This window comes from Fervidobacterium riparium (assembly GCF_025370035.1).
Taxonomy (GTDB): domain Bacteria; phylum Thermotogota; class Thermotogae; order Thermotogales; family Fervidobacteriaceae; genus Fervidobacterium; species Fervidobacterium gondwanense.
This window is the reverse complement of sequence record NZ_CP009277.1, coordinates 1188625-1202405: the sequence shown is the minus strand read 5'-3', so window position 1 is coordinate 1202405 and position 13781 is coordinate 1188625. Positions and strand designations below refer to the sequence as shown.

Below are 13781 nucleotides of genomic sequence, written 5' to 3'. Positions count from 1 at the left end.
CATATCTTCAAGCTTATTTAAATCTCTCAACCTTTACTCCTCTTCAAAATAGTCCGAATCAATCTTTTTAATCTCAATAACACTATCCACACGCACTCCGAGGTTGTATTTAATCATATAATCAAGCAACTTGTCACCATCGATAAGAACGACTTTTATGTCCTTTATATTTTCAGCATATTGCAGAGCTTCTTTGGTAAACGATGCGGTTGTGATGAATATACCCTTTCTTGCACCCTTGCCATGAAGTGCGCCAACAAAGCTTTTTATTTTACACCAGAAGACAGTTTTTTAAGTGATTGAGTTATTCTTGATTTAAGATATTGCCTCATAAATAACTTTTTATGCCAAGAAAAAGAATCTTGGAAATTCACACTTAGACATCTTGATTTTCTTCTCCCAGGAATATTTTCTCGCTTTGATTAGTTCTTAGTCTATAGTATTCTCTTCCTTTGTCTGTAATTTCCCAAACTCCTCTTGGAGAATCCTTAGATAAAAACCCTTGTCTTACCAAATAAAATCTCACCCACCGTGCAGTATTTTCCCAACGTATATCCCCTGAGCTGGGTAGTTTCTGCATATCGTACCATGTTAGTTTCACTTTCATTTTCTCATAGACTCGTTTGAGAACCTGTCCTATTTTTGCTTTTCCGCCAAGTTCTATTAGGGATTCTAATATTGGAATAATATATTCCTCTTCTGGTGTCCTCAACCCTTTTTTTAGTCTTTCTTTGGCTTTTTTCATGCCAAGTTCTACTGATTCTGAATTGAAAAGCCCATCATCGCTTTTTTGAATGCTTGTTTCAGAAGTCTCATTCCCAATCTCTTCCTGTTCAAAAATCTCTCTCCATTCTCTCTTAAGTGCCATTACTTTTTCTTTGTATTCTTTTACCTTTCGCCCCACATCAATAAGTGCTTTTGCCTGTTAATGATAAAATAAAAATGTACTGAAAGTGGAATATAAGGATGTACAAAATTGTACATTGATATGATATCCTTTCTCATAGTGAGGAGGGATATCAAATGCAGAACTTAACAGCACATTTAAACATGATAAGGGCGATGAAAATGAAACCTAACTTTTCAGAACTTGCAAGAATATATGGGATAGACAGAAGAACAGTAAAAAAGTATTATGAGGGTTATGAAGGAAAACCTAAGAATAGAAATAAACCAAGTAAATTGGACAAATACTATGATGAGATAAAATCAAAGCTTGCTATCAAAGGAGTTACAGTCAAGGGTGTTTATGAGTATTTAAAATCAAAAGATGAGACAATAGGAACATACTCAAATTTCAATAAGTATGTTAAGAAAAAAGGATTAAAGCCAGAGAAGAAAGTAAAAGGTCACCCAAGATTTGAGACAGATCCAGGTGAGCAAGCGCAAGTTGATTGGAAAGAGAATATAAAGCTTGTCTCAAGAAATGGAGAGGAGTTTGTTATTAATGTTCTTGATTTTAAATTAGGTTATTCAAGATATTGCTGCTTTGAGATAAACAGGACAAAAACTCAAGAAGAATTAATAGAAAGTCTAATAAGAATATTCAAAGATATAGGCGGAGTACCTAAAGAGATTTTATTTGACAATGCAGCAGCAGTTGTTGATATAACAGGTGAGAAAATTAAAGTAAATTCAAGATTTAAAAGTTTTGCAAAAGACTTTGGGTTTGAAGTGAAACTGTGCAAACCAAGACATTCGTACACAAAAGGAAAAGTTGAAGCAGCAAACAAGTTTATATATTGGATACTGCCATATCAGGGTGAATTTGAAACAGAAGAGGACTTAGTAAGGATAATAAAAGAGATAAACGCAAAGGTCAGTATGCAGCCAAATCAAACAACTCAAGTCCCACCTGCTCTTCTGTTTCAAAAAGAAAAAGAGTATTTACAACCCTTGCCAGACAAAAGGTTAATAGAGAGTTACCTAAATTCCTACAAGTCAGTTAAAGTCCAAAAGGACTCTCTGATTTACTACAAGGGAAGTAAATACTCTGTTCCACCCGAATACATAGGAAAAACAGTCCAAGTAAAGGAGGTGGAAAACAAAATTTATATTTATTATAACACAAACCTGTTAAGGATACATGTTATTGATGAAAAAAGTATCAATTATCACGATGAAGATTACAAACAGCTAATGCTAATGAGAGTTGGTCAAAAAGAAGAGCTTAACAAGATATGTGAGGAGAACCTAAAGAAATTTGATAATCTGTTGAAAAACTAAAGAAAGGAGAAAATCTAAAAATGAGCAACTATGTGAAACTACTTAACAACTTAGAAGAGTTAGGTCTTCACAACATAAAGAATAACCTTGACAAATACTTAGATTTAGTGGCAAGCGGAGAAAAGAGTATGACAGATGCATTATATGAACTTAGTAATTTAGAGATAAAAGCCAAAGAAGAAAGGGCGATATTAGGATGTGTGAGGGTGGCAAATTTCCCATTTATAAAAGGTATAGAAGATTTTGATTTTTCATTTCAGCCAAGTATAAACAAGCAACAGATAATGGACTTAATGAGTTTGAGATTTTTAGAGGGTAATGAAAATATACTATTTGTCGGAACACCAGGGGTAGGGAAAACGCATCTAGCCACAGCAATAGGTATAGAGTGTGCAAAACGAAGGTATTCAACATATTTTATACATTTTCAAGAGTTAATAGCTCAGCTAAAAAAAGCACTGTTAGAGAACAGATTAGAGTACAGACTTAAGCATTTTTCGAAATACAAAGTTTTAATAATAGATGAGATAGGTTATTTGCCTATAGACAATGATGGAGCGAATTTATTTTTCCAGCTGATATCAAGCAGATATGAGAAGAGCAGCACAATAATAACAACTAATGTTGTATTTTCAGAGTGGGGAGAGATATTTGGTGGAGCGACGATAGCAAATGCAATTTTGGATAGGCTACTCCATCATTCTTACGTGATTTTCATAAAAGGTCCTTCATACAGATTGCAGTCAAAAACAGTATATTTTAGCAACACAAACCAGCAAAACTAAGTTTATTTTTTGTACATTTTTATTTTCGATTTTTTGTTCATTTTGATATTGACATTTACACTTTTGCCTTATCAAACTCTTGCTGTTTAGATAATTGAGCAATTCTCTCACTGAGCTCGTTAATTGCGATGTCGATTTCTTCTTCCAGAATCTCAAACGCAACTTCCACACCCTTGCTCTTATCTTTGCTGCCTGCCAACATATCGCCTCCTGAAAATACTCAATGTTGATAGTTTCAGCACATGAGTTAGCACTAGTCTAAAGTTCGTCTCACGCTATTGTTACTCCTCAGCTTTTCAACATTTTGTAGATAATATTCTCTTCCTTTATCTGTTACTTCCCATATCTCATTAGGAGAATTGGGTTCAAAGAGTCACTCTTGAATCATCGATAATGTTAACTAAAAGTATTGAAACTTTCCAAAAACCACATTATTCTTTAAATAAGGGGCACCCTCAACCAACTCTTGACAAAGCAGGTTCCACAAGATGAGCAACTCAAAACCTTCTTTCCCCAAATGTGATTTCACCAGTTTATTCAAAAACGCTCATATGGTTTTTGTGTAGTGAAGCATCTTTGGAAAACGCAGAATGGTAATATCAAACGCGTTCTTTCACACTTACACTCTTTCATCACTATAAGTTAACACTATCAATTTTATTTAATGAGGTCCTCACCAGTATATTTTCAATATAGGCGTGCTTCCTCGTTTTGTTAGGTAATCTCTAAGAACGTCTGTAAAGGTAATTTTCAACTTTTCTCTTGTTTTTAATGTAAACTCTTGCGAGAATGGACAAGGTTCGTTGTTTACATACACCGCTCCAGCAACTACCACTTTGATAGGTTTTTTCAAATCATTTACAAAAGTCAGTGTTATTGACATCTGTTCTCGGCTTAAACTATATGTCATGTAACTTTCCTTGAATTGTTCTAATTCTTTGTTCAACGCATCGAATTTTTCGTTGTTAAAAAAGAGTGCCAGTGTACCATCTTTTTGGACGGTGAAGTAAAAGATATGTTTTGGGTTTGTTGTTATTTCTATATCTGCGGTATACCCCGAGTTTTCATATCGAACGTTACCGAGGTTTGAAAAATACTTCTTTGCTATTTGAGTCACCGAACTTTCATAAGTATCATAATATTCTCTGTCTAACTCTGCATTGAAGATACCGTATCCGGAGAAATCTTTTGCAGCACCCGTCACGTAGTCATAGATATCCCGCAGGTAAATTTCGGCAGAGACATCAAACCGGCAACTTGAGAGAACAAGAATAACCACAAGACCCAAGATTCCAAGAAGGACACTCACAAACTTTTTCTTCATAAACTACGCCACCTCCTAAGCATCTTAAGATATACCAAATTAGGTGTTGTGAAGATTCCAACACCACCCAATTATCTTTCTTTATATTTCTTGTATACTTCAAAAGGTAAATTCCTAACAAAGCACCACTATTCAAAGCTAAAGACGGAATCTATAGTGCAAGTTTCATCCTCGCCAACTCGCCACTACAGTGTAGTGGAATTATCTGTTCAATCGGCAAGCTTTTTAGAATTGAGACGACTTTATCAACCTTTTCCTCAGATGATGTGTAAAGATGAAATCCACCAATAAGGAGTTTGATTCTCTTATCAAACAATTCAAGAGCATCAAGAACTATGTTTATTATCCCTCTGTGTGCGCATCCGGTTATCAACACTATTCCATCGTCTTCATCTACGACAAGGTTTAATTCTTCTTCAAAAAAGTCCCTGACCATTTCGTTGTTCTTTATAATCTGGAAACTAGGATCAGGCTCTTCGAATTTGCTTCTCATCCGTGCGGGTCCAAAAGCATAAATGGAATTCGTTATCTTGATGAGTTTGTCTTTGACAATTACAAATTCAAACCAGTCTTTTATCGCTTCCCAGTCTATTCCAGTGAATCTGTCACCACTGTATTTTGGTAAAAATGCATCTTGTCTAAGATAAACATTGAATTTTTTGCCAAGGTTGGTTAAATATTTCAACCCGCCTGCGTGGTCGTAGTGACCGTGACTAATGACAATATAATCTACCTTCGTAAGGTTTTTACCAATGGTACTTGCATTTTTGATGAATACATCAGATGTACCGGTGTCAAATAGCACAGTTGGTTCTCCAGCTTTTTCAACCAGCAAAGAAAAACCATGCTCAGAGTGTAGTGGCGGTTGAAGAGTATCATCGCAAAGGATAGTCAAATTAGTAGACCCAAGAGTAATCGATGAACTGTTGTTTTGCACTTTTAAGCCTCCTTGTGGGTAATTCACTACTACAATTATACTACTTTCAGAAATAAAAGTGCCCCGTACGGGGCACCGTTTACTGATTAGATAATAAACTTACAGATTTCCTTGTTCTTTTTACTCTTCAGCTTTCTGCTCAGGTTCAACGTGCAGAATCACACTTATTTTTCCGTTGATGATGTCTGAATAGATGTTTTTGTCGTAGTAGAGTATACTCTTAATATTGCTTGGTTCGACGTCGTACTCTGAAACGTCAACATGTATAACAACATAAACCGTCCCATCGTTCATGACGACACCTTTTACATCGAAGTTGTCTGGTATATAATCGATATAGCCATAATCATACAAGTCTTCTAAAGTAACCTCTTGCGGTCCTTGATTACGGACGTAATCAGCACATGCGTTGAGTATTTTGACTATCTCATCCGCTATTTCGTATTCAAGCTCGGAATAGTTGATTTCTTCTGTTGTATCTTCTTCCTCATACCGTTCTTCGCCGTATTCTTCTTCATATTCTTCCTCATATTCTTCGTCATATTCTTCGTATTCTTCATCCCAATTCTCGTCTTCTTTGTATTCCCATTCCTCTTCATATGTTTCATCAAAATATGGTTCTGCTAATTCTTCGAACTTTTCAAGGAACCAGGCTAAGTTATTAAATTCTCCACTTATTGACAAGTTGCCGCTATCTAAAATTTCAGTTTTTATACTAAGCATTGCCGAACTTTCTTCATCGGAGTAGTTTATGGACAGTATAAACGAAGCGTTTTCGGTTATCGACTTTAGCAGGGCTTTGTCTATCTGGCTTGGGTATATGTTTATTTTTTGATTTTCAACAACTACTTGATATCCCATGTTTGAGAGTTGGTTTTTCAGTAGTGAGGATATAAATCTCGCATCTTGTTCGTTTTCGGGTTTGTATGTACCTGAGAATGTGAAGTATCCATCAAAAGTTGCGGAAAGTGCAATTGAGTTAAAGATGTCTAAGAATTCGAATACTTTTTGTATTTCTTGAGGAATATCCATATCCAAATTTTTACTTAACAAAGAAAGGTCTGCAATGTTGCTTGTGTCTAATGCGACAATGACGTTAGCTCCATTTAGATAGGAAAGTCCTTTCAGGATACCTCTTCTGGTAAGTACTAGTTTTTTCTCGTAGTCAGAAAATGTTTTGTTAACCGTCACGCTTAAGCTATAGTTTTCACCATTCTTGGTGATAATTAGTTCATCGGAATTAGGAATACCAAAATAATCACCGAACGTGTATAAAAATTCGCCTATAAATGATTTTTTGTATGTCTTAAAGTAAGCTATAACATCATCTTTTGTTGAAAGAGATATAGCTGAAATCTTGGTATTTAGCATGTCTTTTGTGAACATAGAAATGTCTTTGTTGAAACACAGATAAATGTTATCTTTTGAGCGTATGATGTGGAGTTTTTTGTTATCAATTGTGACTACCGAAGGTTCGTTGATTGTTAGCTTCGGAATTTGGACGTTTGTATCAAACATGTAGCTAAGCAAAAACTCCAGGCTCTTGTCACCAATTTTTCCTGGGAGCACCATACCTATTGGTGAACCGAACAAAACCTTAGGTGAAAAGTTTTCGAGCTCGTCGAAAAATGATGGGTTTAATGCATTACCAATTGAAAGCTTTCCATACACCGAAATTATTGGAGTAATATCCGCATCTTGGAGAACAGTTGCCAGTTCTTGGTCACTGATGTTACTGAGGTTAAGGTACATAACGAAATCAGAGTTTCCAGGAACGGTTATGGTGATAGCGAATAGGTATAATGTCGAAAACAGCATGCCGAAAACAACTGTCAAAATAAACTTTCTTGCCATACCGATACCCCCTTTCTATAAGGTTTGGAACTTACTTTGTGTTTTTGAACGATATAAAGCCGTCTATCCACTTATGGTTCAAGTTAAAGCAAAACATTTTAATTTAATTATACCACTAATTTTTAATATTCTTTACTTTGGGATTAAAATAACTAAAAGTCCTGGGAAAGACCCAGGACTTTTTTGTTCTTGCTTAAGAACTTTATTTATCTTGTTTTGCTCCAAATGCATCAAGCGCTTCAAGAACGAGAGTTATGTAAGCTATAGCTGGTCCGCCACCCATAAGTCCAGCAACTTCTACAGCTTCAAGAATTTCTTCACGCGTTGCTCCCGCATCAAGCGCATTCTTAGTGTGGATGGCAATACAATAGGAACATCTTTCAGAAACTGCAACGGCAACAGCTATTAATGCCTTTTCTTTTGCAGTGAGTTTCCCTGGTTTTTCAGCTTCTTTGAAAAAGTTCATGAATGAATCAACGTAAGGTTTGTCGAATTTTGAAAGTTCTTTCATAGTATTCATGAAATCATTCACTGATTTTCTTGCATCCATATGCTATACCTCCAATTCTTATATTCTTTCGCTCTTTTCACTCGAGCGATTAAGTGTTAATTATATCACGATAAATTACTTAGTCAAGCCTTAGTAACAGAAAAATATAAGAGGTCTGGAATGTCCCAGACCTCTGAATTAAGTGTAGTTATTTCCTATTTAGTGTTCAGCACTTTGTGCAGATTTTTACGAGCGCATCGAGTGCTGCTGCATTGATTGGATAAGTCACAGGTGAAGCAGTCACGAGTGGGTGAGTTGCAACTTGCATAGTGTTGAGTTCATTTGCTGTCAGACCTTTTTGGATTGCAAGACTTAGTATATTAATCATTTCTCCAACACTATCGCCTCCAACTACTTGGGCACCTATAAGAACTCCAGATGTTCTTGAGAAGATGAGTTTAACTTCGATTTTCTTTGCACCTGGTAAAGCCCCCGGATGTCTATCCATAGATACGGCTTTTCCAACCACGTAATCAAATCCATCTTCTTTGGCAAATCTTTCGATTATACCAGCAACTCCATAAGTTTTATCAAATATCTTCGTAGAGAATGCACTTACAGTGCCTCTGTTCTCTCTGATGAACTTGATACCATACAGGTTAGCTGCTGCAATTTTTGCTTCCATAGCTGCAGTTGATGCAAGAAGTATTGGAACATGCCTGCTGGTGAAGAAGTCTCTTTTAAGTGCACAGTCACCAACAGCAAAGATATCTGGAGCACTTGTTCTCATGTATTCATCAACTACTATGGCACCTTTTCTTGTGAGGTCAAGTCCAAGCTGTTTTGCAAGCTCTGTATTTGGCGTGACACCCATGGAGAGTATGACTGCTTCTGCTTTAACTCTTTCCCCACTTTCAAATTCCACTTCTTCTACCTTGCCGTTTCCAAGAATTGCTTTGACTTTCGTTCCCAGTTTGAGTGTAACCCCGTGGCTTTCGAGGTCTTGTTCCGCAATCGCTGCAAATTCGTCATCAAATGCTTGCCAAAGTATCTTGTGGGCTATTTCAACAAGTGTTACGTGTTTACCAGCAAGCGCGAGTTGTTCAGCAAATTCTACACCAATAAAACCTCCACCAATTATAACAACTTCATTAATCTCTTTGAGCTTACTGAGCATGTTTGAAAGATATTCTTCATCTTTGATAATTGGGAAGACGTTTTCAAGGTCGTGTCCAGGTAGCCACTTTGGAATAACCGGCAGTGAACCTGTTGCAAGAACAAGTTTGTCCCATTTGATTTCTTCACCACTCTTCAAAATCGCTACTTTTTTGTCTTTGTCAATACTAATGACCTCGTCTATGAGTAGTTCAACGCCAGCACTTTTAACCATTTCATCATGAATTCTGTTCTTTGAGGTGTCATAGAGAGTACCAAATATGTAAGGAATCCCACAAGGAACCATAACTGTTTTATTTTTCCTTACCACGACGACCCTCTTGTCTGGATAGATTTTTTTGCCGTGGTTGCTGTAAGTATACCACCTGCACTACCACCGATAACTAAAATGTCTGTTTCAATCACAAATAACTCCTCCTCTTTCTAGTAAGATAATGTTAACTAAAAATATTGAAACTTTCCAAAAACCGCATTACCGTTTAAATAGGTAACACCCCCAACTAACTCTTGACAAAAGCAGGTTTCCCAAGATGAATAACTCACCGTTTCCATTCTTTATACCTATCCAACTCAGCTCTAATTTGGTTTATTACTAGCGTAAATACAGCTGCATCATCCATCCAACCAAGAACAGGAATAAAATCTACTATAGCGTCAATGGGAGTAACAAAATAAATTACTGCTCCCAAAATAGCTAAGATTGTTCCTGTTGAAACTTTATATGTTCCACTTAACCAATCGCCTAATAATCCAAACATAAGTTGAATATCATCCCATATTTTGTCTAAAGGCCCTTGTTTTTTAGCCTTTTTCGCAGCTTGATCTAAAAGATTCCTGGTTTTTTCTCTATCATTTATATATTCTTCAGCTTTCTTTCTATATTTTTCATATTCAGATTCGTATTCAGAATTGTTCATAAATAATACCTCCTGCATAAATATCTTTATCTTGAAAGTTCTTTAATAGATACAAATCAAATGAATGCTTTTTATATATCTTTTTCATCATCAAACTTCTGTTTCTGCCGCTTAAATTAACCAACCTTTCTTTATATTTTTTAAATATCTCTTGCACTTTACCACCCTCCACAAATTTCATTAGAGTTTCAGTAAATACCCATTCTTTTTTAACCAATCTTCATATTTTTTATAATCAGGCATAAGCATCTTTACTTTTGTCCAAAAGGCCTTGCTATGATTTTTTTCTTCAAGATGCACAAGTTCGTGCACAACAACATAATCAATAACAGAAAGGGGGGCCATAATAAGCCGCCAAGAAAAGTTTAAATTCCCTTTAGAAGAACAAGTCCCCCATCTTCTTTGGGCATTTGTTATATTTACTTTGTTATATTTAAAACCTCTTTTTTGAGCCCACCAGTTTACCCGTTCTATAATCTTCTCGTAAGCAGCTTTTTTATACCAATCTATAAACACCTTTTTTGCTTCTGGCAAAGCACTTCTTGAAAGATAAAACCCATTTTCAAATTTAAGCGGCTGTTCTTGCCCATCTACTATATGCAATTTATAATACTTGCCAAGGTATAAAAATCCTTCTCCACTCACAAATTCTTTGGGCAAAGCTTTTGGATCTCTTGCTTCTATCTCTTTTTTATTTTTATAAATCCATTTTTTATGTTTATTTATAACTTCCCAAATAGTCTTTTCACTTAAATTAAATGGAGCTCTAACGATTAGTGTTGCATTGTCTGTCATCTGCAAAGCTATGGTTTTTCTTTTCGAGCGTATTATCTTTTCAATTTTTATGTCTTCCATTAATCTCACTTCCTAAAGTGGTAATAAGCAAGTTCTATTAATTTTTGAGCTATTTCATTTCTTTTGCTGAATACAATATTGGCTGTAGAATTAGCTATATAAGGCACAGGCTCTTCACTTACAGTATCATAGTTATTTTTAAAAGTTGAAGATGATATTTTAGCAAGCAAGTGTGAAATTATATAAGATTTAAGCCTCTTTTGTTTGGTTATATTTTCCCAAAAATCAACCGTTTGAGCCTCTCTACTTATTATCTCTATAATATCCTTAGTTGTGTTAACAAGAAAATCTATCTCGCTATCAGTTAGCTCACTGACAGATTTTTTACCAAATATTTCACTTTTGATCAGACCAAAAAATGGCATTTCTTTCTTAGGTTCAAGTCCAAATGTTTGTTCAACTTCTCTTCCCTTTTTCATTTCTCCTCTTAATTTTTCAAGCTCATCATACAAAACGTCCCAATTTTCTCTATATTCTTCAAGTAGTCTTTTCAGTCTATCAGAAAATCTTTCATAGAGTTCTGGGTCTTCTTCCCAATGTTCCTCAATATGCTCAACGATTGCATGTTGAAGTTCTTGTGTCCTTGCTTTACTTGGTTCCTTGTGAAGTTTTTCGAGAAATTTGTCTTCAAAAAGCGGAGTGGGTGGTATTTTAGGATCAATACCTTGAGAATGTAGATACTCTTCAATAATCCCCCTTATCTTGTTACTTGTATCTTTTATACTTAGTTTGTCATCTCTGTATCTATTCCTTGCTGATTCTTTTATAAAACCCAGAATTTTTAAATCATGTACATATTTTAAGGCCTCTGGGTCGGGAAGAACTGCATCCATACTACGGTTAAATTGTCTTACAAGTGCTATGAATTCATCTCTAATCTCTTCATCTACAAGAATGTCAATACACTCGTCTATATTCTGACGCCAATTTTTAATCTTATATTTTTCAAAGAACTCTTCAATCCTGCGGTGATTCAACTTCAATTCATCAACGCTTTTTGCTTTGTTCCTAACTACCTGTGAAATCTCGTCAATATCTTCATCTGCGTAAATAGCCAGCGCTTCTTTTAAATGTTTCAAAACACCTACATAATCTACAACAAAACCACAAGACTTATTTTTGTATACTCTATTTACCCTTGCAATAGCTTGTAGCAAGTTATGTCCTTTAATCACATTATCAAGATACATAACCTGCTCTACAGGTGCATCAAAACCAGTTATCAGCATATTTTGAACAACCAAAATACCAACATTGCCACTGATACCATTTTCATCTACTTTGTCAAATGGAAGTTTAAAGCTTTTGATTATCCTTTCGTGCTCATTGGGGTCAGTATAAGGACGATACTCAGGTGGGTCGTTCTGAGCTCCTGAAATAACCACACCAACCTCTAACTTTTTCAATGTTTCTAAATCTATTTTTGAATTATTTTCTTTTTCTAATTCATAAATCTTTTCTTTGAGAGCCTCTTCAAGTGCTTTTTTATATCTTATTGCAGCAAGACGAGACACTGCAACAACTTGAGCTTTAAATCCATTTGGGAATATATGAGTTATATAGTGCTGTATCATATCTTTTGCTTTGTCACGGATAACTTCTTCAGCTTCAAGATACGCTCTCCATGTGAATCTTCCCATTATCATTCTTTTTGTATCTTTATCAGCGTCTTTGAAAACATCTTCAAACTTTGCATTTGCTGCCTCTTCGTCTGAAAGCTCCGCGCTGTGAACTCTCCCTTCATATACAATCTCAACAGTCACACCATCTTCAACTGCCTGCTTTATGCTGTACTTGTCTATGTAATCGCCAAATGTCATCTCGGTCTTTTCTATAGGTGTACCTGTAAATGCTATTTTTGTTGCATTTGGAAGAGCTTTTCTTAAATTTGCACCCAGCAGCTTGTATTGGGTTCTGTGTGCTTCATCTATCATTATTAGAATATTAGGTGATGTGTTGAGGACAGGAAATTCTCCTTTTAATTCCCTCTCTTGAAATTTATGAACCATAGCCATAACAAGTTCGGGTGTATCAGTTTTTAAAAGTTCTTTAAGCTCCTGAATGCTTCTTGCTAACTTAACAGTAAATCCAACACTTCTTGATGTTTCATTTAACTGCTTTTCAAGATCTCTTCTATCTGTGACAAAAACAACTTTGTAGTTTCCAAACTCAGGATTGTGATAAAGCTCTCGAACCATAAACATCATTGTCAAAGATTTACCAGAGCCTTGTGTATGCCAAACAATTCCTCCTCTTTCGTCTGGTGTTTTGCCTTCTTTTAACCTTTTTATCATCTTCTTTACTGCTCTAAATTGCTGATACCTTGCAACAACCTTTATCATTTTGCTTTTTGGATCTTCTTTAAAGATGGTGAATGTGTGAAGCAGATCAAGAAGGTTTTCTTTTGAAAGCATCCCATGAATCAAAACTTGCTGGCTTGTTACATTTCCATCTGGATTTACGTTTGACAGCGAAAAAGGATAAGGGTCTTTCCACTCAACAAAGTGCTCATACTCTGAGGTTATTGTGCCATACTTTGCAACCTGATTGGATGTAGCTACTAAGAATAAGTTGTACCAAAAAAGCTTTTCATTTCCCTCAATTGCGCCACGTCTGTTACAATAGCGCATAAGCTGAGTAATTGCTTCAGAAATTGGGTCAGCAATGGCTGGAGATTTGCATTCAACCACCACAAGAGGCAAACCATTCACAAAAAGGACTAAATCGGGAACAATATGTTTTTCAGTTCCCGTTATATTCACTTTAAACTGTGATATAGCAATGAATGAATTATTGTCCGGATTTTTAAAATCAATAAACTTAACAGTTGGGCTTTTTTCTCCTGTTTTTCTATTTTCAGAAACTGAGGTGTTCTCTAAAAGCAAGTCGTGGATTTCTTTATTTGCCTCTAAAAGAGAGTTAGCTTGTGGTGTTGTAATTCTTCGAACAACTTCACTTATTTGGTCATCTTCTATCCATGGGTTTATTCTCTTTAAAGACTCCCTTAAAACTCCCTCAAGGATTACTTCTTTAAAGCTTTCTCTGAATTTTTGGCTTTCACCATATTCAGGTTCTAATGAAGAAGTGAACGATATTATTTCTTTTGTATCCTCAGGGTTATCTTTGTTTTGTCTATAAATCTTCCATCCAAGCCTTTGAAGGTGAAAGAGGAATGAATTTTCAACATAATGTTCTTCGTCAAGTTTGTAAAACATTT

General features: G+C 35.6%; 14 protein-coding genes. 2 read left to right on the top strand and 12 right to left on the bottom strand.

Going from position 1 to position 13781, the window contains the following annotated elements:
• Positions 1-33 precede the first annotated feature (33 nt).
• A complete protein-coding gene (locus tag IB67_RS05525) occupies positions 34-270 on the bottom strand; it encodes a restriction endonuclease (protein ID WP_363357916.1) in 237 nt (78 codons plus the stop codon).
• Between the two features lie 106 nt (positions 271-376).
• The gene (locus IB67_RS05520) at positions 377-868 is read right to left on the bottom strand and encodes a winged helix-turn-helix domain-containing protein (RefSeq protein WP_498875174.1); all 492 of its coding nucleotides are present in this window, start codon (positions 866-868) and stop codon (positions 377-379) included.
• 155 nt (positions 869-1023) lie between these two features.
• Between IB67_RS05520 and istA the strand changes: the two genes are divergently transcribed.
• Complete coding sequence (istA, locus tag IB67_RS05515; protein ID WP_290853041.1) at positions 1024-2226, top strand: IS21 family transposase; 1203 nt, start codon at positions 1024-1026, stop codon at positions 2224-2226.
• A gap of 20 nt (positions 2227-2246) precedes the next feature.
• Positions 2247-3011 (top strand): IS21-like element ISCbe3 family helper ATPase IstB, encoded by a 765-nt coding sequence (istB, locus tag IB67_RS05510; RefSeq protein ID WP_014451263.1) that lies wholly within the window; start codon positions 2247-2249, stop codon positions 3009-3011.
• A 55-nt stretch (positions 3012-3066) separates the two neighbouring features.
• On the opposite strand, the gene IB67_RS05505 is transcribed toward istB, so the two are convergent.
• The 10 genes from IB67_RS05505 to IB67_RS05460 all read right to left on the bottom strand — a co-directional run bounded on the left by IB67_RS05505 (position 3067) and on the right by IB67_RS05460 (position 13779).
• A complete protein-coding gene (locus tag IB67_RS05505) occupies positions 3067-3210 on the bottom strand; it encodes a hypothetical protein (RefSeq protein ID WP_498875173.1) in 144 nt (47 codons plus the stop codon).
• A 474-nt stretch (positions 3211-3684) separates the two neighbouring features.
• On the bottom strand, positions 3685-4335 hold the full coding sequence (locus IB67_RS05500) for a DUF7424 family protein (RefSeq protein ID WP_498875172.1): 651 nt from the start codon (positions 4333-4335) through the stop codon (positions 3685-3687).
• A gap of 151 nt (positions 4336-4486) precedes the next feature.
• The gene (locus tag IB67_RS05495) at positions 4487-5272 is read right to left on the bottom strand and encodes an MBL fold metallo-hydrolase (protein ID WP_498875171.1); all 786 of its coding nucleotides are present in this window, start codon (positions 5270-5272) and stop codon (positions 4487-4489) included.
• Positions 5273-5392: 120 nt separating this feature from the next.
• Positions 5393-7126, bottom strand: a complete 1734-nt coding sequence (locus IB67_RS05490) for a hypothetical protein (protein ID WP_498875170.1) — start codon at positions 7124-7126, stop codon at positions 5393-5395.
• Between the two features lie 202 nt (positions 7127-7328).
• The gene (locus IB67_RS05485) at positions 7329-7676 is read right to left on the bottom strand and encodes a carboxymuconolactone decarboxylase family protein (RefSeq protein ID WP_312058725.1); all 348 of its coding nucleotides are present in this window, start codon (positions 7674-7676) and stop codon (positions 7329-7331) included.
• Positions 7677-7842: 166 nt separating this feature from the next.
• Entirely contained in the window at positions 7843-9102 is a 1260-nt protein-coding gene (locus IB67_RS05480) for an FAD-dependent oxidoreductase (protein WP_498875169.1), read from the bottom strand.
• 229 nt (positions 9103-9331) lie between these two features.
• The gene (locus tag IB67_RS05475; protein WP_090222513.1) at positions 9332-9709 is read right to left on the bottom strand and encodes a YkvA family protein; all 378 of its coding nucleotides are present in this window, start codon (positions 9707-9709) and stop codon (positions 9332-9334) included.
• Positions 9696-9866 (bottom strand): hypothetical protein, encoded by a 171-nt coding sequence (locus IB67_RS05470; RefSeq protein WP_155804085.1) that lies wholly within the window; start codon positions 9864-9866, stop codon positions 9696-9698. The genes IB67_RS05475 and IB67_RS05470 overlap by 14 nt, the downstream gene beginning before the upstream one ends.
• A 23-nt stretch (positions 9867-9889) precedes the next feature.
• On the bottom strand, positions 9890-10564 hold the full coding sequence (locus IB67_RS05465) for a M48 family metallopeptidase (RefSeq protein ID WP_498875168.1): 675 nt from the start codon (positions 10562-10564) through the stop codon (positions 9890-9892).
• A 5-nt stretch (positions 10565-10569) separates the two neighbouring features.
• Positions 10570-13779 carry a type I restriction endonuclease subunit R gene (locus IB67_RS05460; protein ID WP_498875167.1) on the bottom strand — a complete coding sequence of 1070 codons (3210 nt, stop codon included), beginning with the start codon at positions 13777-13779 and terminating at the stop codon, positions 10570-10572.
• Positions 13780-13781 lie beyond the last annotated feature (2 nt).

Bases quoted from the DNA above. Each gene is read 5' to 3' on its own strand.
- istA (WP_290853041.1), top strand. From the start codon at position 1,024: ATGCAGAACTTAACAGCACATTTAAACATGATAAGGGCGATGAAAATG.
- IB67_RS05490 (WP_498875170.1), bottom strand. From the start codon at position 7,126: ATGGCAAGAAAGTTTATTTTGACAGTTGTTTTCGGCATGCTGTTTTCG.
- IB67_RS05475 (WP_090222513.1), bottom strand. From the start codon at position 9,709: ATGAACAATTCTGAATACGAATCTGAATATGAAAAATATAGAAAGAAA.
- istB (WP_014451263.1), top strand. From the start codon at position 2,247: ATGAGCAACTATGTGAAACTACTTAACAACTTAGAAGAGTTAGGTCTT.
- IB67_RS05465 (WP_498875168.1), bottom strand. From the start codon at position 10,564: ATGGAAGACATAAAAATTGAAAAGATAATACGCTCGAAAAGAAAAACC.
- IB67_RS05485 (WP_312058725.1), bottom strand. From the start codon at position 7,676: ATGGATGCAAGAAAATCAGTGAATGATTTCATGAATACTATGAAAGAA.
- IB67_RS05520 (WP_498875174.1), bottom strand. From the start codon at position 868: ATGGCACTTAAGAGAGAATGGAGAGAGATTTTTGAACAGGAAGAGATT.
- IB67_RS05500 (WP_498875172.1), bottom strand. From the start codon at position 4,335: ATGAAGAAAAAGTTTGTGAGTGTCCTTCTTGGAATCTTGGGTCTTGTG.
- IB67_RS05460 (WP_498875167.1), bottom strand. From the start codon at position 13,779: ATGTTTTACAAACTTGACGAAGAACATTATGTTGAAAATTCATTCCTC.